The sequence below is a fragment of the Neptunomonas japonica JAMM 1380 genome (assembly GCF_016592555.1).
Classification (GTDB): domain Bacteria; phylum Pseudomonadota; class Gammaproteobacteria; order Pseudomonadales; family Balneatricaceae; genus Neptunomonas; species Neptunomonas japonica_A.
In genome coordinates this window covers 2,120,343-2,138,191 of sequence record NZ_AP014546.1, presented here as the reverse complement: position 1 = coordinate 2,138,191, position 17,849 = coordinate 2,120,343, and the positions used below count along the sequence as shown (strand labels likewise).

The 17,849-nt window shown below is 41.7% G+C and carries 17 protein-coding genes; 6 read left to right on the top strand and 11 right to left on the bottom strand.

Annotated elements, in window-relative coordinates; all coding sequences use genetic code 11:
* Positions 1 to 2: 2 nt before the first annotated feature.
* Entirely contained in the window at positions 3 to 3,275 is a 3,273-nt protein-coding gene (locus NEJAP_RS09995; RefSeq protein WP_201347109.1) for a type I restriction endonuclease subunit R, read from the top strand.
* 52 nt (positions 3,276 to 3,327) lie between these two features.
* Positions 3,328 to 4,461, top strand: a complete 1,134-nt coding sequence (locus NEJAP_RS09990) for an NYN domain-containing protein (RefSeq protein WP_201347108.1) — start codon at positions 3,328 to 3,330, stop codon at positions 4,459 to 4,461.
* Positions 4,462 to 5,009: 548 nt separating this feature from the next.
* On the opposite strand, the gene NEJAP_RS09985 is transcribed toward NEJAP_RS09990, so the two are convergent.
* Genes NEJAP_RS09985 through NEJAP_RS09960 form a run of 6 tightly spaced genes read right to left on the bottom strand, consistent with a single transcriptional unit; the run spans position 5,010 to position 7,636 of the window.
* Entirely contained in the window at positions 5,010 to 5,150 is a 141-nt protein-coding gene (locus tag NEJAP_RS09985; protein WP_236590887.1) for an alpha-amylase, read from the bottom strand.
* Between the two features lie 14 nt (positions 5,151 to 5,164).
* Complete coding sequence (locus NEJAP_RS09980) at positions 5,165 to 5,650, bottom strand: glycine-rich domain-containing protein (RefSeq protein ID WP_201347106.1); 486 nt, start codon at positions 5,648 to 5,650, stop codon at positions 5,165 to 5,167.
* 41 nt (positions 5,651 to 5,691) lie between these two features.
* Complete coding sequence (locus NEJAP_RS09975) at positions 5,692 to 5,961, bottom strand: hypothetical protein (protein WP_201347105.1); 270 nt, start codon at positions 5,959 to 5,961, stop codon at positions 5,692 to 5,694.
* Positions 5,962 to 6,021: 60 nt separating this feature from the next.
* A complete protein-coding gene (locus tag NEJAP_RS09970; RefSeq protein WP_201347104.1) occupies positions 6,022 to 6,702 on the bottom strand; it encodes a hypothetical protein in 681 nt (226 codons plus the stop codon).
* Positions 6,692 to 7,024 (bottom strand): hypothetical protein, encoded by a 333-nt coding sequence (locus NEJAP_RS09965; protein ID WP_201347103.1) that lies wholly within the window; start codon positions 7,022 to 7,024, stop codon positions 6,692 to 6,694. The genes NEJAP_RS09970 and NEJAP_RS09965 overlap by 11 nt, the downstream gene beginning before the upstream one ends.
* 18 nt (positions 7,025 to 7,042) lie before the next feature.
* Positions 7,043 to 7,636: a hypothetical protein gene (locus tag NEJAP_RS09960; RefSeq protein ID WP_201347102.1), complete on the bottom strand. Its 594-nt coding sequence runs from the start codon at positions 7,634 to 7,636 to the stop codon at positions 7,043 to 7,045.
* 96 nt (positions 7,637 to 7,732) lie between these two features.
* Here NEJAP_RS09960 and NEJAP_RS19545 point away from each other — a divergent pair, with 96 nt between their 5' ends.
* Positions 7,733 to 8,011, top strand: coding sequence for a winged helix-turn-helix domain-containing protein (locus NEJAP_RS19545; protein ID WP_201347101.1), 279 nt, complete (start codon positions 7,733 to 7,735; stop codon positions 8,009 to 8,011).
* Between the two features lie 293 nt (positions 8,012 to 8,304).
* On the opposite strand, the gene NEJAP_RS09950 is transcribed toward NEJAP_RS19545, so the two are convergent.
* The 3 genes from NEJAP_RS09950 to NEJAP_RS09940 all read right to left on the bottom strand — a co-directional run bounded on the left by NEJAP_RS09950 (position 8,305) and on the right by NEJAP_RS09940 (position 10,810).
* A complete protein-coding gene (locus tag NEJAP_RS09950) occupies positions 8,305 to 9,603 on the bottom strand; it encodes a tyrosine-type recombinase/integrase (protein WP_201347100.1) in 1,299 nt (432 codons plus the stop codon).
* Positions 9,604 to 9,707: 104 nt separating this feature from the next.
* Positions 9,708 to 9,896 carry a (2Fe-2S)-binding protein gene (locus NEJAP_RS09945; protein WP_201347099.1) on the bottom strand — a complete coding sequence of 63 codons (189 nt, stop codon included), beginning with the start codon at positions 9,894 to 9,896 and terminating at the stop codon, positions 9,708 to 9,710.
* 110 nt (positions 9,897 to 10,006) lie between these two features.
* On the bottom strand, positions 10,007 to 10,810 hold the full coding sequence (locus tag NEJAP_RS09940) for a substrate-binding periplasmic protein (protein WP_201347098.1): 804 nt from the start codon (positions 10,808 to 10,810) through the stop codon (positions 10,007 to 10,009).
* An 87-nt stretch (positions 10,811 to 10,897) separates the two neighbouring features.
* Between NEJAP_RS09940 and NEJAP_RS09935 the strand changes: the two genes are divergently transcribed.
* Together NEJAP_RS09935 and NEJAP_RS09930 are read left to right on the top strand one after the other, a co-directional pair.
* Positions 10,898 to 14,050, top strand: a complete 3,153-nt coding sequence (locus NEJAP_RS09935) for an AraC family transcriptional regulator (RefSeq protein ID WP_201347097.1) — start codon at positions 10,898 to 10,900, stop codon at positions 14,048 to 14,050.
* A 53-nt stretch (positions 14,051 to 14,103) separates the two neighbouring features.
* Positions 14,104 to 15,153: a response regulator gene (locus NEJAP_RS09930; RefSeq protein WP_201347096.1), complete on the top strand. Its 1,050-nt coding sequence runs from the start codon at positions 14,104 to 14,106 to the stop codon at positions 15,151 to 15,153.
* Positions 15,154 to 15,182: 29 nt separating this feature from the next.
* Here NEJAP_RS09930 and NEJAP_RS09925 read toward each other — a convergent pair whose 3' ends face one another.
* A complete protein-coding gene (locus tag NEJAP_RS09925; RefSeq protein WP_201347095.1) occupies positions 15,183 to 15,641 on the bottom strand; it encodes a hypothetical protein in 459 nt (152 codons plus the stop codon).
* Between the two features lie 141 nt (positions 15,642 to 15,782).
* Positions 15,783 to 16,655 (bottom strand): enoyl-CoA hydratase/isomerase family protein, encoded by an 873-nt coding sequence (locus tag NEJAP_RS09920; RefSeq protein WP_201347094.1) that lies wholly within the window; start codon positions 16,653 to 16,655, stop codon positions 15,783 to 15,785.
* A gap of 144 nt (positions 16,656 to 16,799) precedes the next feature.
* Here NEJAP_RS09920 and NEJAP_RS09915 point away from each other — a divergent pair, with 144 nt between their 5' ends.
* Positions 16,800 to 17,765 carry a LysR family transcriptional regulator gene (locus NEJAP_RS09915; protein ID WP_201347093.1) on the top strand — a complete coding sequence of 322 codons (966 nt, stop codon included), beginning with the start codon at positions 16,800 to 16,802 and terminating at the stop codon, positions 17,763 to 17,765.
* Positions 17,766 to 17,849 lie beyond the last annotated feature (84 nt).

Sequence of the window (17,849 nt, the reverse complement as noted above, 5' to 3'; positions counted from 1 at the left end):
ACATGAGCAGTGCAAAAGAGCTTCATTTTCAGAACGATATCATTCAACAGATGGTTGCTCAGGGTTGGCAGCTTGGCTCACCTGCTGGTTACAATCGTAAACTGGCGTTGTATGAAGAAGATCTGCTGGGGTTTGTGAAAGATACCCAAGAGGCGCAGTGGCAAAAATACTGCACGCTGTATCCGCAAGACCCAGAGCGGCATTTTCTGGAACGCGTCGCTAATCAGCTCGATAAAGGCGCGGGCAGCTCAGGCGGTCACGCCAATGGCACAACCGCCAGCAACCGAGAAATGCGTACTTTTGGCACACTTGGCGTGTTACGTAATGATCTGCGTGATCGCGGCACACGCTTTACTCTATGCCAATTCAAACCCGAACACGATCTAAATCCTGATACATTAAAACGCTATCAAAACAATAGATTGTGTGTTGTTCCTGAACTAGTTTATAGCCCTTATGCCACCCAAGAGCATTTGGAAGAAACCGGTAAAAAAGCCAAAGCATGGCGTATTGATCTGGTGCTGTTCGTTAATGGTTTACCCATCGCAACACTGGAATTGAAATCGGAATTTAAGCAAGCCGTTAACAATGCTATTAAACAGTATAAAGAAACACGCCTCCCCAAAGACCCAGCCACCAACAAAGCCGAACCGCTGCTCACCTTTAAGCGCGGGGCGATTGTGCACTTTGCCGTGAGCCAGTATGAAGTCTATATGGCAACACAATTAGCGGGTGATGATACCTATTTTCTGCCGTTTAACAAAGGTACAGCAGAAGGCGGCAAAGGTAATGATGTACCTGCCGATCCCAATGAATACGCGACCGGTTATCTCTGGAACGAGGTACTAACCCCCGATAATCTGCTGAATATTCTGGCACGTTTTGCGCATCTTCAAATAGAGGATAAAGAGGACTGGCAGGGTAAAAAGTACAAGAAAGAAACCTTAATCTTCCCGCGTTATCACCAATGGGATGTGGTTAATAAACTGGTGGCCGATGCCCGCGACAATGGCCCAGGGCACAAGTACCTGATTCAGCACAGCGCAGGCTCCGGCAAATCCAACTCCATCGCCTGGACGGCACATCAGTTATCATCGCTTTATGACGGTAACGGCAACAAGCGCTTCCACTCGGTGATTGTCGTTACCGACCGCACCGTACTGGACGATCAACTTCAAGAAACCATCTACCAATTTGAACATGCCGACGGCGTGGTAGGGCGCATCAATAACAAAGAAGGCGGGGGTTCTAAATCAGATAAGCTGGCGGCAGCATTAGAGAACTCGCAACCGATTATTATTGTGACGATTCAGACGTTTCCCTTTGTGCTTAAAGCGATTGAAAACAGCGTGAGTCTTAAAGAACGAAACTATGCGGTGATTGCCGATGAAGCGCATTCGTCCCAGTCGGGTTCTACAGCACGCCAACTTAAAGAAGTGCTGATGGTGGATAGCAAAAATGAGCTTGAAGAACTCACCTCCGAAGATTTTTTGGATGCGACCGTTGCCGCGCGTAAAGATTCAAAAAACCTCAGTTACTTTGCGTTTACGGCTACGCCAAAAGCCAAAACATTAGAGTTGTTTGGTCGCCTGCCAGACCCAACATTACCCCCCTCAGATGACAACAAGCCCGAAGCCTACCATGTTTACAGCATGCGCCAAGCGATTGAGGAAGGCTTTATTCTTGATGTGCTTAAAAAATACATCAGCTATAAAGTAGCGTACCAGCTGGCAGAAAAAGCGCGGCAAAACGATGAAGAAGTCGACAGTAAAAAGGCCAAAATTAAGCTGAATCAGTGGGTGCGCCTGCACGATTACAATATCGCGCAAAAGGTGCAGGTGATCATTGAGCATTTCAAAGCCAATGTTAAGGGCTTGCTCGGCGGCCAAGCCAAAGCGATGGTCGTGACCAGCTCCCGTAAAGAAGCGGTGCGTTATAAGCTGGCGTTTGATAAATATGTAGCCGAGAATAAATACAAAAATATCCGAGCGATGGTCGCGTTTTCGGGCGAAGTAGAGTTCTCAGATAAAGATCCAAATGCTCAAGCGTTATTAGGTGAAAAATTCACCGAATCAAATATGAATCCCGACTTGAAGAAACGGGATTTGCGTAAAGCATTCGATTCAGATGATTATCAAGTGATGTTGGTCGCCAATAAATTCCAAACAGGGTTTGATCAACCAAAACTCTGCGCCATGTATGTCGATAAAAAATTAGGTGGCGTGGAGTGTGTGCAAACGCTCTCTCGCTTGAATCGTACTTATCCGGGCAAAGCCGTATCCGGTACGTTTGTGCTGGATTTCTTCAATGATCCAGCAGAGATATTAGAAGCGTTTCAACCTTACTATCAGACCGCCGAACTAACAGACGTATCTGACCCAAACCTCGTTTACGACCTGTCTGAAAAGCTAAAAGCGCAGAGTATTTTTTATTCTCATGAAGTAGAGCAGTTCTGTACTGCATTTTTTATTAAGAACAAAAGCAGTGCAGCTATCAGCAATATTTGTAAACCCGCCGTAGAGCGGTGGCAAAAGCGTTACCTATTAGCTATCGATGCTTACAACACGGCAAAAGAGATGTTCGAACGCAGCAAGACCACCGATGATGCGGTGTTGATTGCCAATGCAGAGAACAGTTTTAAGGAATGTAAGCAGGAAAAAGATGCATTAGAGATCTTTAAAAAGGATCTCGGCAGCTTTGTGCGTTTCTATGAGTTTATGTCCCAGATCGTTGATTATGATGACAAGGAGCTGGAAAAACTGGCGTTGTTTGCACGACACTTACGCCCTATGCTGCGCGAGAAAATATCCGAAGAAGACGAGATAGATCTGGGCAATGTGACGTTAAGCCATTACCGTTTATCCAAGATTCGTGAACAGGATCTAAAGCTAAATGATGATGCCGGTGAATACGGTTTAGACCCGAGCAATGATGTTGGATCAGCTAAGGCCAAGGATAAGCAAGAAGAATACCTCTCCATCATCCTGCGACGCCTGAATGATCTGTTTATCACAGACGAACTAACCGATGGCGACATGCTGCATTACCTACAAACGGTAGCGGATAAAGTAGGGGAGAATGAAAGGGTGATGCACCAGCTAAGTAACAATACACCTGAACAAGCCTTTTTGGGCGATTTCCCTCAGGCCGTTGATGATGCGGTTATGGGTAGCTCCGATGCACATCAAAACCAGATGATGCAATATCTCAGTAGCCCGCAAGTAGCCCAAGGCTTTGCACGGGTAGTGTTTGATATGTTGATTAATAAGTCATAAATAACCATCGTGGGATTAGATAAATACAGTTATGGAAGCAGGACAGGGACGTATGGAAAAGTCAAAAATAGCAATATTTGTAGATGTCGAAAACCTCACTAAATGGGTAAAAGAAGACGGACTGGAGAAGCTAGTCACGGATTTGGGCAGTACCTCAGGTCGGATCGTTACACGTAAAGCCTATGGCGTGTGGAGTAACAACCACATATCAAACCTACAGGCTCCACTGAACCGCTTGGGGTTCGATCTTGTTCATAGCTTTCACCCTGTTAGTGGTAAAAACTCTGCAGATATCCAACTCACTATGGATGTACTGGAAAGCGCTATCCGCGCAACCGATATTGAACATATTGTATTAGCCACTGGGGATTCTGACTTTTCACCCTTGTTTCGGCGGTTGCGCGAAATGGGCAAAGAGGTGATCGGTGTTGGCCCGCGATCGCCATTAAGTGAGTGTGTTAAGTCCTCCTGTACACGTTATATCTATACCGATGTAGCAGAGGAGCAAGAAGCGCAATACGAACTGAGTGAAGCAGTGGCAATGGTTGAAACCATGCTCAATGAGTATGGTGACCCAATGGGGCTAAGTACGTTAAAGAATCAACTTATCTCTATGGATAACGCCTTTGATGAACGCAATTGGGGTTATACAAATTTCTCTGCTTTCATTCGTGATATTCAATCCGTTGAAATGTTTCAAGAGAAAGGCAAGACACATTGGCTTGGGCAGCTTAAAAGAAAAGCAGTGAAGCAGGGTAGCCTTTCAGATCTCCAGCCTGCCAATACAGAAACCTATAGACAACTATTACGGACAATGAATTGGCCTTTTGTACCTCGTAGTTTAATCATTAACATTCATGATGCATTGCTCAACACACAACCAATAGAGGTTTCTGACTTAAAGGAAAATTTGTTTCAACTTGTTTCTGTTAAGCATAAGAGCAAGCTAATGATTGGAACAACGGCCAACGATATAAAGAAAGGACTAACAGTCTTATTCAAAGCAAAATTATTTGATGTGACAGCTGACAAGGAGGATGAGAAATACTGGAAATACGTAGGCAAAGCTAACTACCTGAGTGAAATAAACAAGGCGATGATAGTGAGAGTTCAGTCGGCATGCGGAAAAGAACATGTGGCGTTTGATTCAAAACAGCTACAGCCATTACTGTATCCCAAAAGCTAGATAATAAGGCTTTATTACTAAGAAGCTTATGTATCGGTTTATCTGTATTAAAAATACAATTAAAGCGATACATAATACATATTATTTTATTGATCTCTAATTAGTGCTAATAATTTAGACTGATATCTACACAAAATTAGCATGCACGTACATTGCACGCAGCGTCACTTTACCCACGAAAAATAATTCTTCGAAGCTCTCCGCACGAAACAGACGATACAACAAAGCCTGTCTAAAAGTATTGATATCAAAACTACTTAACGCCATGAATAGAGAACAGTGGTTGCAATAGATATGGCCGTTAATAACCAGGATAAATACTAATTTGGGTTTAGCTGAAAGAACCATTGTGGTTACAAGTTTGTGATGAGACTTTCCTCTGATATTCCACTATGTTGTGAGATCTTTTTATAAACACTTTATTTATCAAAGGGTTATATATATTTATAACAAAATAAAAACCGTTGGGTAAGTAGGAAGATTACGTCTAGATGACGGATTTCCAAAAAATGGGCCTGCAATGGGCCCATTTGATTATCTAACAATAGTTAGCTTGGGCGGTGGTTAGGGTTTTTCTGTTTACCGCGATTACCTTGGTTTTGATCATGTTGATGATTCGTACCAGGTGTTCCTTTATTAGAGTTTTGAATATTGCTAGAGTTATCAGCTGGACGGATTTTCTTAGTCATCATATATCTCCTTATTAATTGCAAGCACCAGAAACACGACATGCACAAGTACTTACCACATGACACGCATGATCAGTACAGCGTGTAGCATTAGATTGCTCTGGAATTGGACCAAAATGTTTTTCATATAACTCGCAGGTGCGCTCAAATGCATTCTGTAAGTTGGTGTAGTCATCATCACCATATATTCCAAAATACGGATAGTGATCAATGAAACGGCCAAACAAACGTTCGCAGTCATGACGGTAAGAGCGAGTATCCAAGATATGGGCATGCCAAATGGTATCTACCTCCTTTGTTGGAACCAGCACTTCTTGAGGGTGGAGTGTTTTTAATGTAAGAAAGCGCTGGTATTCACGTTGGGCGTGGTCCCATTCGACAGCAGTCATCTCAGCTTCTGTTGAAGCTGTATATTTATGCTTTAGGCGAGAAAAGTCTAAGCTAGCGACCAACGGATGCAATGTATCAGAATGATTCTGAATACTTATTGATGTAAGCATAATGTTTTCCTTTTATTTATTTACCAAATGAAATGCGTTAATTAACGCCTTCGCCGAAGCTCTACATCAAAGCTTTGACGGGTGATCAAGCGATAAGCTTCAAAGCCTTCTTTTGTATATAGAAACAACAAGCGCCAGTGAGTGCCTAGCCTGAAACGGATGAGTTCTGGTTGACTATGGACACGTTGCCCACCAATAGATGTATATGGTGCGCCTTCATAAAGAGAACGTTCGATACCCAAAGCACGAGACTGTTGGCATTTTGGTATGATTAAGCGAGTGTATTTGAGAAGATATTTTACGGTAGTCATAACTGGTTCCTCCTAAGTTTCAGAACCAGTTTCGGCGAGTGCACTGCACTCACAACATTTTTATTCCATGATTAAATCATCAAGCAGCTGATCGAATTCAGTTGCGCGCAGGTATTCCTGATTTATCAGTTCTTTGTGTTTAAGTAGGATAGGGTGGGCTGATTCAAGATGCTGTGCTTTTCCCCAGGCAGCCTCTAATTGCCCATCTAAATATAGTAGAAGCATACTATCATCATCGGATATGACTGCGCTTTGGGCCAGTAAAGCCTGCATTAAACTTGTCACACCTGAAAGGGATAGCTGTGGTAATTCAATGAAAGGATTAGGTAAATTTTTGGAAGTGAGGTCTTCATCAGATTCAAGAATCTTGAAAAACTCTTGAAGTTCATAAGAGATAAGACCGATACCCGTCGCAGATTGACGATCTTGTAATAGATAACGTATTGTTTTGGCTTTCTCCACCCGTTTCGCTTTCTCTTCAAAGAACGACTTAACTGTCTTGGTATCAGTAAAAACTCCCTGAATCAAAATAGCATTGTGCAGTTTTATAAGCTCTCCTTCTGCAATCCAGATGTGATTTCGGTCTGATACTGAATACGGGATTGGCTTTCTCTTATGCTGAATAAATCCGCTGCGGACAAGGGGATACACAAGATCTTTGAATGGCTTATAGTGCGCAAGATCAATGCCGAACAATTTTTTTATAGCTTCAGGTATTTGAAGAAGTCTTTCATCGTTCACAGGACTTCTCCAACAACTCTTGTTCACTAAAATAGCTATCAAGCCCTTGTTGCTGAGCTATAAACTTTGCGCGTTTAAACCAATTGCTACGGCACCGATAATGGTTTTTAGAATATTGTTCTAATACGCCTAAACAATATCCAGCCCGAAGGCCTTCAGATAATGAGGTCGTCTGAGCGGCTAGGAATCGCTGCTCTTTATGTGATTTGTAAATATTTACGAGTTCTGCACAACTGTCAGTGATTGATAACTCTGATGCTGCAACAGGAACTGATAACATCAATATAAGCATCAATGAGCAGCAAGCGTTAAATTTCTTCATAACTGTGTCCTTACAGTGTTAAGTGGCGGGTTGGTCCGCTGAGGTTTCCGGATCAGAAGAGCGTGGTTCATCCGTGCTATTCATTTCATCAGGGCTGGCTCTTCTGGCTTCTTCAGGGATCAGGGTTCTGAATCGTGGTACACCACAGTAGAGGCCTAATATAACCGTCGCATACATCACTAATTCAATGAGTGTTTCCTCGAACAAAAGGGCATTCATAATTATGTCAGTTTTGTTTATAAGGTCCGCAAACGCGAAAAAGCCAATAATTAGAAGCAGGATTGCAGTGAACTGACCTATTAAAATTAGAGGTAAAAAAATCGCTTTCCACCAAGGAACTGTACTTTTTTTAATAACGGCTTTAACCCGCATAATCAGTAGGAAAACCATAACCGAATATATGAGTTCAAATCTGGATAAATCTGCAAAGCCTTCACCATACTCATATCTATCTACAATAGAAAAAATAAGCATTGCTAAGCCAATTAGCGTTAAACCAGTCCTGATGAAGGATTGTATAAAGGTATTGATGATACTACTGACTCCCCAGTCTAAAGAGCATGCTAGGGAGCACGCATGAGGAGAGGGTGCTGCCTCTTTTGTTGAGTCCATTCTGGTGTTCCATATCAATTTCAGATACTTATCTAAGCGAGCAAAAAATTATAGCTTATCATTTGAATTACGGGGCTTTTTTGCAAAAAAATTGGTATGTATGCTTATAAGATCAATGTGGACTGTGTTGATAAAACTACTATTTCTAAAGAATATGATTCAGGTAATGGTACTGTATTTCTTGATCGAATTAGCTGGGCGCTCAGTTATCTGACGAATAGCGGTCTAACAGAAAGACCGCGCAGAGGTGTTTATAAACTCACTGAGAAGGCGAAGGATTTTTTGGATACACGTTGCACGCAGCGTCACTTTACCCACGAAAAAGTATTCTTCGAAGCTCTCTGCACGAAACTAAAATATATTGAGCGCCCCTGAAGTATCACGGATCTCACGCTTAAGTTCTATTAACAACATAACGAAGGGCTCTATAGAATCCAATAATATTCAATTTAACATAATATACATTATGCGAAGTTATATATATAAGAAAGGAGGCCGTTAATTGGTGCTATTAAATGCTGTTAGTACTTACTTATAAATGAGGAATTAAATAAATAGCTTCTTTGCCCTTCACTATAGATTCGAGGAAAAATGCTTTCGTACGGAGAGTCGCCAAGATTTGTTTTGTGCGGGCCAAGTATCACCGAGCAGCACGTACGGCACCTAAATTAGTACGTGTCTGCTAAATGATCGATCGGTTTTTTAGCTGCAGATTCGTGTCGTTCTACTCGCGTGGTGTGTAGATATTGTGATGTGGTGTTGATACTGTCATGGCCAGCATCTGCTTGGACATGTGACAGTGGCCTGTTATTTATATTTATATCGTGTGATATTCCGGTATGACGAATGCTGTGTGGTGTCATTTGCCGCATTTCGACGGCGTCTTGTTCAAAGCCTTCTTTGTGTGCTGCATTAGCGGCAAGATCAAAAACTAAACTTATCTGTTCGCGTAGCTGGCGAATACCCAAGTTGGCATTTAATAAACCAACGTCACGGCCACGTCCTGCTGCGCGGTGTCGAATAAATAGCGGCGTGTTTTCATTAGGCGCTGGTAGCGGACTCAAACCAAGAAAGCATCGATATCTCTGTAGCGCTTTAAGCAGCTGACTAGATACGGCAACGGTTCTTTTTTTGCCGCCTTTACTACGTGGAATATGGAATCCCCATACTGATGTTTTTGTGTCACGTCTAAATTGGCCCATCATTGGTGAAAACCCTGGACGTGCAGCCGCTTCTGAAATACGTAGATAACAGCTGTACATTAAACTCATCAAAAACAGTGTGCGTTCGTGTGTTTCAGGCTCAGATTTAGCTAGTTTCAGGGATGTTGATATGACATAAGACCACTGTAACTGGGTAAATGAGCGAACTTCTTCGTCATCTTCATTCATCACTAAGTTTTGAGAGTTTGACTTAAATCGTCCATTTTTCATCAGCATCATTGCTGGGTTACGTTCAGTATATTCCTCATTAATAAGGTAGCTAAAGAACGACGAAAGGATGGCTAATTTAGTTTTTAGTGCTTTGTCTGTAATTTTATAAGGTTGCTCAATGCCCTCCTTTTTTTTGCCTAAAAACGGGCGCCAATGAGGGTTGGGTACGCGTTCTTCTAACTCTTTATCCACTACAAATTGCGCTACATTTCGATAGGCAATCAGGTGCTGTGGTGGATTTATGCAATAGTCTGTATAACGCAACAGTACACGTCTGGTTATATCGGAGATAGATACGCCTTCCTCTATAAAGCTCCAATATAGAAACGTGGTTAATTCGCTTCGATACGTTTTGTAGTTATTCTCGCTATGTCGTTGTTCTAGCAGCCAATCTACTGTGTGTTCGTATATTAATGCGGCATCGTTAACCCGGTGCATTGTGATGTTTGCAATGAATTGATTAACAGTAGGATTTCCATCTTCGAGATGGATAATGGAGTCAAACAGAGGTAACGCAGGTGGTAGATTTTGCATTGATTTCACATTGATATAATTTCAACTAGTATAGCAAAAACAATACCTTATATGCGAATGCCGATAAATAGCATTATCGGCATCATGTAACGATATTAGGTTGTTTATTTGCCATTTAGTATTTCGTCGACGTGATCAACACATTCACCACAGCGTGGTTGTAAACCATGAACGGCAAAGATCTCACGATACTCTATTTCTCCGTCATCAATAGATTCTTGAATGTCGTTTATATATAAATCATTACAAGTACATACCAATGTTGGGTCTGCCTTTTTACGGTCGCTGTTCATTCTACTTCCGACTACATCTAGTTAAAAAATGTATCTTATAAGTATTTTATATTAACTGCAGTGAATTTGATGCAACTATTCATGAAGCTAATGATGCTTACATTGCATCGTCATTGTGTATTAATCGTGGGCCCGCAAAGATACTTACAAACCAGTTGCTCTAAGATTCCCTGCTCATCTAATCGATTAATGCTTGAATTCATATCCGGCAGCTTATCTTTAATGCGAGTATTTATGCGAAAAGACACAGGGTTACTGGCGTAAGGCAGCGATGTTTCATAATCTAGATTTTCCTCGCGCTGATAATACAGAGCGACTGCTTCTTTCATTAAACCAATGTTATTCCAGCCACGGTGTACTCGTTGGGCTATTTGCCATTCATTGGTGAAGTCTTCACGTATTAGGTTATCAGGCACGGTATTGCCCCGTACGGTTGCTACCCGCTGCCCTGCCAGGTCTTTAAGAATAAACACAGGGAATGAAAGCTCAGGCCTGTAGATGATCACCTCATTAACAACGCTAAAAGGACGAGTAAACAGTGAAACTTTTTTAAGTTCTCGTCTGTCGTCGACGTTAGCGGAAACACCCATTTCGATATCAATCTCGCCTATTTCAAAATGCCTTCTTAAGCGTGCTTGCGATAATGGCTCAAATGATAACGTCAGACCCAAATCTTTAGCTATCAAGCGTAGTGTATCTGGGTAAATCCCTTGATACTGCCCTGCTTCATCTAGCCAAAAAAATGGAATTTGTCCGGGTGTAGGTACACCCACACGCAATGTATCTGCAATGCTTACATTACCAATAATCAACAAACATAAGCTGACTACTGCCCTGTGCAACTGCTTATAGCGCTGTCGTTGGCTCGTTATTACTAAATCACTTATTATGCTTATAATGGCGCGTAAGGACATATTTATTAAAAACTCTATGTTAATCTTGAAGCAATAATATCTTACTCTGTCTAATTAAAAGACTCTTTTCATGCCAGTATCATTTATATGTCGGTTATAACGGCTTCTGCAAAGCTCTTGGAGCCTGTATTACAGTTGGCTCAGCACTATCGAATAGAGCCGTTACAGGTTTTTAGTTACGCGCATCTCTCGGCCGAAGAGTTTACCAAGCCAGGATCTCGTTTTCCTGCTCGTCACTTTAATGATGTTTTACAAGTGCTAGCGAAAACATCTAATAACCCGTTGATTGCTCTTACCCTAGGCGAGGCTACTCAGCCGCGTTTACTTGGTTCTATCGGTTTTCTTATGTCTACCGCGCCGACTTTAGAGAAGGCGTATCAAACACTCGTGGATTACTTTCCTCTTTTGTTTGAGGGCGCTGTGTTACACATGGAGCAAACGCTCGAAGGAACATTGCTTACCATTGATATGAACTCCCCTGAGTTGCAACCCATAGAGTACTTTCTCGCCTGTTTAGTGAATTGGCCTCGCTCATTAACGGGTCAACAGATACCGGTAAGCTTTGTTCATTTTACGTTTGCAAAGCCAGAAACCCCTCAAGATTATCAGCGTTTTTTTGCGGCCGAAGTGGAGTTTGATTCAGCTTCTAATCAAATATTGTTACCTAGTCATTATCTTGCACATAACTGTCTAGATGCCAATGAAGAGATGCATCAATTACATCGTGAATTTGCGGACTCTTTGCTTTGTAAATCCAACCAACAAAGTGCGTTAATTGCACAAACCCGTCATCTAATACGCCAGCAGCTTCACGAAGGCGGCGGTACTGTTCGCCGTGATCAAGTCGCTACTAGTGTGGGTCTTAGCTTGCGTACACTTCAGCGAAAGTTGGGTGTTTTAGGGACTAGCTTTCAAGATGTTTATGACCACACTCGCCGTGAAGTTAGTTTGCAGCTCATACAGCGTGGGCAACTCAGTTTTGGTGAGGTTGCGTTTCAACTTGGTTTTTCTAATCAATCGGCATTTCAAAAAGCATTCAAGCGATGGATGGGTGTTTCTCCTAGTGCGTACCGTCAGCAAATAAACCCTGTTATTTTCTCTAATCCGGTCTCGGCCTCTGCGCCTAAACCTACTAATACTACATGGCTTGAATCTGACGATATTCATGATGAGATCCAACACCGTATTACCGCGCTGAATGATTTTAGTGTGGAGCTTCTAGAATATGCTGCTTTACTCGGTGATAAGTTTGATCTGGTTGAGTTAGGAGAGGCAACAAATAACCCGGTAGCACGTGTAGCAATACACCTATGGAGAGCAGAGCAATTAGGGATTATTCACTCTGTAGCAATACCTCCTCTGAGTAAAGAAGCTGAGTTAGAGGATAAAGCGGGTTTCGCTTTTTCACATGCTGATATTCGTACTGTGCTTTATAACCGTATGACAGAGCAATACCAAGCTAAACGTCATTTGTGCATTGGTCAGGCGATGCTTAATACGTTATCTCTGCCTTATTTATTCGAGCAGATATCACCTGCTTTGTTTCACCTTAACCAAGGGTCTCGCTTAGCAATAAAAGTCGATATGGGAAGTAATGCCATACCGAGCAACCTAGTTGCATTAAATATTAAGGCAGCTTCACTTGCCGAAGCTCAACAAAATTACTTGGACGCAGATGGTTTTTTGCAGCATGCACAGCATTTTTTGCCAGATGAAGAAAGCGCCGATAATACACAGTTGTTTTTACAGCGTACTCGGTTACTTTTGTTAGGTGGAGAAGTTGAAAGCGCTCAAAAAGCCTTACAAGAACTTTCTGTGAACATAAACCTCGAAGAAACAATAAATGCTGCTTTGATGCAGGCTCAAATATACCAGCACAATGGCTTACATACAGAGTCATTAGTGCACTTGCTAAATACCATGTCGCTACTTGAGGAAACACTTCCGGCTGATGAAGTGCAGCAATTGTCTTTGTTATTAACTCAATTACAAGAGATCAGTGAGCGCTTTGATGCAGTATTTATGGCGAGCATGCCTGACATATATGATCAACAACAATTATTAAGGCTGCAACTATTAGAACAGATCAGCCTGTTAGCACGACAGCAAAGTGAGCCGTTGCTGGCTGCTTGTGCCATTAGCCGTATGACTTTGCTCAGCATTAAATATGGTCGCAGCCCTTTCACGGCATTTGCTTTTGTTAGTTATGCTTGGGTAGCCAGTTGGTTTTGTGCTGATTATGCATTGGCGCAAATTTTCTCAGCTCAAGGTATGCAACTAGCTAATCAATATGGTCATATAAGCCTTGAAGACACCGAGAAAGTTGATCAAAAAAACGCTTCACTGAGTGCGGTGTTATTACATAGCAGCCAAGTACTGCATTGGTTTATACCTTTAGAAACGGCTATTTCGCAACTGCAGGGTGTTGATGAGCTGGCAACCACACATAGCCAATGGCTAATACAGAGCGACTGTCGCTTACTGCGTCATCAATTATTATTTTTTTCAGCAATGCCATTGAACTCCCAGCTCTTAATTTGCCAAGAAAGTCACAATGCAATGGTTAGCCAGGGGCAGGCATTTAAAGCGACATATTTAGGTGAATCTACGCAGTTATTACTAGAGCAATTGTGTTCTGAAAAGCCATTCCCCGTTACCGTAAAATACAAACACGGATGGCAGGCAGCAAGCACAATTATTGGTGCTTTATTATTAGATCGACAATCAGTATGGCCTGATTTATATACCTGGGAAGCCTTGTTAGAGAATGAGCTTGCAGGGTATTTTTGTGTAACAGAGGCGCTCTTTTGTACGGCAATGATGCGCTTAATACAGTCGCAGCAACAACATACTATGGGTCGTAGACGACGAGTTGAAATTGAACAGATTGAATCTAGGGTTGAGCTTTGGGCGCGGCGTTGCCCTGATAATTTCAAAGGACAATGGCTATTACTTCAAGCAGAAATAGCGCGTCTTGCTAGGCAGTCTCCCTCAGATAAAAATAGCAAAACGGAGGCTCCTGCTGTTTTGTTTGAGCAAGCTATTAAAGCAACAGAAGTACAGGAGTTTGGTTATCATAAAGCATTTTGTTATGAGCGTTATGCAGACTACTTATATGCACAAGAGCAAACACGGCTGGCCCGCTTTTGTCTAAATGAAGCCTGTTACTTATATCAGCGCTGGGGAGCGGTCGAAAAAGTAAAACAACTAAGACAGACTCACGCTTTACTGGCAATATAGAGCAGATATTGCAGCAGCCCTCATACTTATAAATAAATAGCGATTAATCGATTATGGTTCCATGGAAAGTTCTGGTTGTAGATGACGAAGAAGGTATTCACGGTATTACCCGCATGGTGTTTCGTGGTTACGAGTTTGAGCAACGCCCTATTGAATTAATCAGCGCGATGAGTGGCGCCCAGGCTCGTGATCTTCTTAATCAGCATCCGGATATTGCATTGGCGTTGCTGGATGTTGTGATGGAAACTGACAGTGAAGGTTTGCAGCTAGTTGAGCATATTCGTAATGAGCTTAATAATCGTGATATTCGGATTATCTTGCGTACAGGCCACCCGGGCTACGCTCCCGAAGCACAGGTCATTGTCAAATACGATATTAATGATTACCTCAGTAAAGCAGAACTATCGGCTTCTCGCTTGCTAACATCTGTTGTAGTTGGGCTGCGCTCATTCAGAGATATTAAGAGTGCTAGGGTACAAGCGGTGGACATCAATGACGCCGGGGTGTCGAGTGGTCAAGTTGCCGCAGAGCAGCTTCAAAAACAAATGCTACCTATTCTCAAACATAGCCAACGTTTACAGCAGTTTGATCTTAACCCTGTTGCACAGGATATTACGGCTAATCTACATGCGCAGCATCAACGGCTGAATAATAGTATTAACTTACTTGATCAACAAAAGCGCCCTTTTCAACCAGAGTTTTTTGAGCCGGTTGATTTGCTTAATCAAGTGCTGCAGATATTCTTGCCACAAAGCCGCCGTGAGGGTTGGCTGCTTGATTATCGAGTGAGTAGTGACTCAGAAGTTGGTGTGCCTAGCCAAATAAAATCAGACGCTGTTCGTCTTAAGCAACTTTTGGTGAGTGCTGTTGAGTTGGCAGTTCTTTCAGCCGATGGCAATGATTTAAAAATAACGCTGAAACGAGCAAAGCAAGCTGGGCATATTTTACTGAGTATTGAACAGGGTAACGGCTTAGCTGTTTTTGCCGCGACACAATGGTCCAACCTGCTGCTGCAGCACTTACAGCGTTTATGTGATGAGCTACAAGGTGACCTTTTAGAAAGAGATGAGAGCGGCGCTATTCATTGCACCATCCCTTATTAAGCGTCTGTTTTGTATGCAAAAAAACGCTATTAATGTAATAGCTGGCTATCATAGGAGCGCTGATGCATCTCCATGTTCAGCTGGCTTTGCAGTATATGCCTGTGAGATGGCTCATCCATAAGTTGCTTAGCATAATCGAGTGCTTTATCAGTTTTAATCTGCTTTGCCAGTTTGTTTTTTGCTAAGTGTTTATAGGCAAGTATTAATACCATATCAGCATCTTTTTCCCGCCCCATGTGATGAAAAACATTGGATAGGTACATAGCGGATATCATCATTAACGATGATGGTAGCCGGTTGTGACTTCCTCTCTCCATTAGCATGTTAGCTATATCGTAGGCACTGCCAACATAGGGTAGCACTTTTGCCCATTCTCTATTTTTGTAATGTTTTTCTGACTCTTGCATCCAGTGGAAGCAGTAATTAATGAGTTCGTTTTCAGTAGCACTGGCGTACTGGCTTCGATGTTTAGGGCAAATAAACTGCATAAAAGCCTCTTTATATATTCTATTAACGTTACTGTGATTTAGGATATATCATTATATAAATGATAATCATACTCATTAGCGTTAATATTACAATAGTGTAAGGCGTTAAATACTCTTTAGTTTTATATGCTGTATGTAATGTTAAATAAAGGCAGCGTGCAGTGCTACCTCCCTGCTGCCATGATTAGTTAATTGCTGATTTTTTGAGGATAGTTCTGCTGCTGTATCAACAAAAATCCCCTGAATGTCTTTAGCTTCCCGTTCAGTTTGCCCTCCATGTTTTAAGAACGTTGCAATGATCGCCTGTGTTTTTTCTTCTTTTGCACGTTCAAGAAAATAACGTAACTCAAGCTCTGCTCCTGCATCTTCGTCTTTGATAGAGGTTGCAATGATCTCTTTGTACATCATGATATCTCGAACCTCCCAAGCAGAAACGGTTGATAGTAGCTGCTCGATAAATGCATTCATGTCTATTTTAGGTACAAACTGAGTGATAATGTTTAGAGCTTCAGCTTGTTGAGGAGTAAAATCTGCGCCCGTTAATAAGGCTTGTAGCGCCTTACCTTTACCCATGCGGCGAGCAAATTGAACCGCACCTTGCCCTCCTGTTGGAATATTAATAAATAATTCTGGCTGGGCAAAAGCTGAGTTTTCAGTTCCGTAGGCTAAATCACAAGCCATCAAAAACTCATTTCCACCGCCGCGCGCTACCCCATCAACAACGGCTATAGAAATTTGTTTCATGGCTTTAATATTTGTGATCATATGGCTGAACTCAATTGACGCTGCTTGACCTCCTTGGCTACCGTTAATAATTTTGAGATCTAAATGAGCGATGAAAAAAGAGTCATGAAAAGACTTAAAAACAATCGCTTTGGTATCTCGATCATCTTTTAATGAAAGCACAAATGCATTTATTTCGTTTATTAAATCAATGGTTAAGATATTTATGGGAGGATTTTTGATCACAACTGTGGCTACACCGGCGCTTTTGGTAATAGTTAGTTTATTCATAGTATTATCCTCATGATCATAGGTAAGTGTTAGTTTGTAATTGATGCCTTTTGAATACTATGAGCACTATAGATTTACATCAGTTGTTAAAAAACAGACAAAAAACAATTAAACTGGTGCTAAAAAAGCAACAATGAGGTGGGCATGGATTTAGCTAGTCGGTTACTATTATTACTAGAAGTAATTGAGTTAGGTTCGTTTGCTAAGGTGTCGGAACATAGAAATATCAATCGTTCCGTTATCTCCAAGCAAATTGGAAAGCTTGAAAATGAGCTTGGGGTTCGCCTTTTGAATAGAACCACACGTTCGCTATCGTTGACCGCAGCGGGATCTGAAATGATTATTCAGGCGAAAAGCCTACGAACCCTGTTGAACAATACAACGAGGCTTGCTCAGCACTATCATGTTGATCCAGTAGGAAAGTTAAAAATATCAAGTTCCACCCTTTTTGGCAGACAGTATGTTCAACAGGCTGTACTGCGGTTTCAGAAAAAGTATCCCGAAGTTGAAGTGGAGTTATTGTTAGAAGACAGGCTAGTCGACATGGTTGGAGAGGGGTATGACATTGGGTTTCGTATAGGTGAACCTGATAACTCTAATTTAGTAGCCCAAAAAATTGCTCGAAACCGACTACTTATTGTGGCTGCCCCGCGTTTTCTTGAAAAATATGGCAAGCCTCAATCTGTTGAGGAGTTAGAAAATTTGCCGGCAGTAGTATATTCATCACCAGGGCTAATCATCGATAAAGTGAAATACTTAAATACGGAAGGCATTGAAGCTTTTATACAGCTAAATGCTGCATACAAAGTAAATGAAGTGGAAATGTTAATAAGCAGCGCATTATCAGGGAACATGCTCACTTTAACAACGGCACAAATGATTGAAAATCAAATATTGGAAAGAAAGCTTATTCCAATTATGACACATCTTAATTTAAAGGATTACGGTTCTTTTTATGCCGTTTACCCTCATCGAAGCCCTCCAATAAAAACGAAATATTTTATTGATACTTTAAAAGAAGTTATCGGAAGCTCTCCTCCTATTTGGGAGAATCAAATTCCTGGGTTCGATAATATGTATGGTTATAAAAGTAAGCGTAGCGATCAATAAGGCTTGTGCTTTCTTTAGGAAATATTGGCTGAATTTTATTGCACAAGATAAGGTATGGAAGAAAACGACAGCAGTATTACACTG

What these genes read in the sequence shown, in the direction of transcription:
- NEJAP_RS09995 (WP_201347109.1), top strand. Translation starts at nt 3, where the DNA reads ATGAGCAGTGCAAAAGAGCTTCATTTTCAGAACGATATCATTCAACAG.
- NEJAP_RS09990 (WP_201347108.1), top strand. Translation starts at nt 3,328, where the DNA reads ATGGAAAAGTCAAAAATAGCAATATTTGTAGATGTCGAAAACCTCACT.
- NEJAP_RS09985 (WP_236590887.1), bottom strand. Translation starts at nt 5,150, where the DNA reads ATGACTAAGAAAATCCGTCCAGCTGATAACTCTAGCAATATTCAAAAC.
- NEJAP_RS09980 (WP_201347106.1), bottom strand. Translation starts at nt 5,650, where the DNA reads ATGCTTACATCAATAAGTATTCAGAATCATTCTGATACATTGCATCCG.
- NEJAP_RS09975 (WP_201347105.1), bottom strand. Translation starts at nt 5,961, where the DNA reads ATGACTACCGTAAAATATCTTCTCAAATACACTCGCTTAATCATACCA.
- NEJAP_RS09965 (WP_201347103.1), bottom strand. Translation starts at nt 7,024, where the DNA reads ATGAAGAAATTTAACGCTTGCTGCTCATTGATGCTTATATTGATGTTA.
- NEJAP_RS09960 (WP_201347102.1), bottom strand. Translation starts at nt 7,636, where the DNA reads ATGGACTCAACAAAAGAGGCAGCACCCTCTCCTCATGCGTGCTCCCTA.
- NEJAP_RS19545 (WP_201347101.1), top strand. Translation starts at nt 7,733, where the DNA reads ATGTATGCTTATAAGATCAATGTGGACTGTGTTGATAAAACTACTATT.
- NEJAP_RS09950 (WP_201347100.1), bottom strand. Translation starts at nt 9,603, where the DNA reads ATGCAAAATCTACCACCTGCGTTACCTCTGTTTGACTCCATTATCCAT.
- NEJAP_RS09945 (WP_201347099.1), bottom strand. Translation starts at nt 9,896, where the DNA reads ATGAACAGCGACCGTAAAAAGGCAGACCCAACATTGGTATGTACTTGT.
- NEJAP_RS09940 (WP_201347098.1), bottom strand. Translation starts at nt 10,810, where the DNA reads ATGTCCTTACGCGCCATTATAAGCATAATAAGTGATTTAGTAATAACG.
- NEJAP_RS09935 (WP_201347097.1), top strand. Translation starts at nt 10,898, where the DNA reads ATGTCGGTTATAACGGCTTCTGCAAAGCTCTTGGAGCCTGTATTACAG.
- NEJAP_RS09930 (WP_201347096.1), top strand. Translation starts at nt 14,104, where the DNA reads ATGGTTCCATGGAAAGTTCTGGTTGTAGATGACGAAGAAGGTATTCAC.
- NEJAP_RS09925 (WP_201347095.1), bottom strand. Translation starts at nt 15,641, where the DNA reads ATGCAGTTTATTTGCCCTAAACATCGAAGCCAGTACGCCAGTGCTACT.
- NEJAP_RS09920 (WP_201347094.1), bottom strand. Translation starts at nt 16,655, where the DNA reads ATGAATAAACTAACTATTACCAAAAGCGCCGGTGTAGCCACAGTTGTG.
- NEJAP_RS09915 (WP_201347093.1), top strand. Translation starts at nt 16,800, where the DNA reads ATGGATTTAGCTAGTCGGTTACTATTATTACTAGAAGTAATTGAGTTA.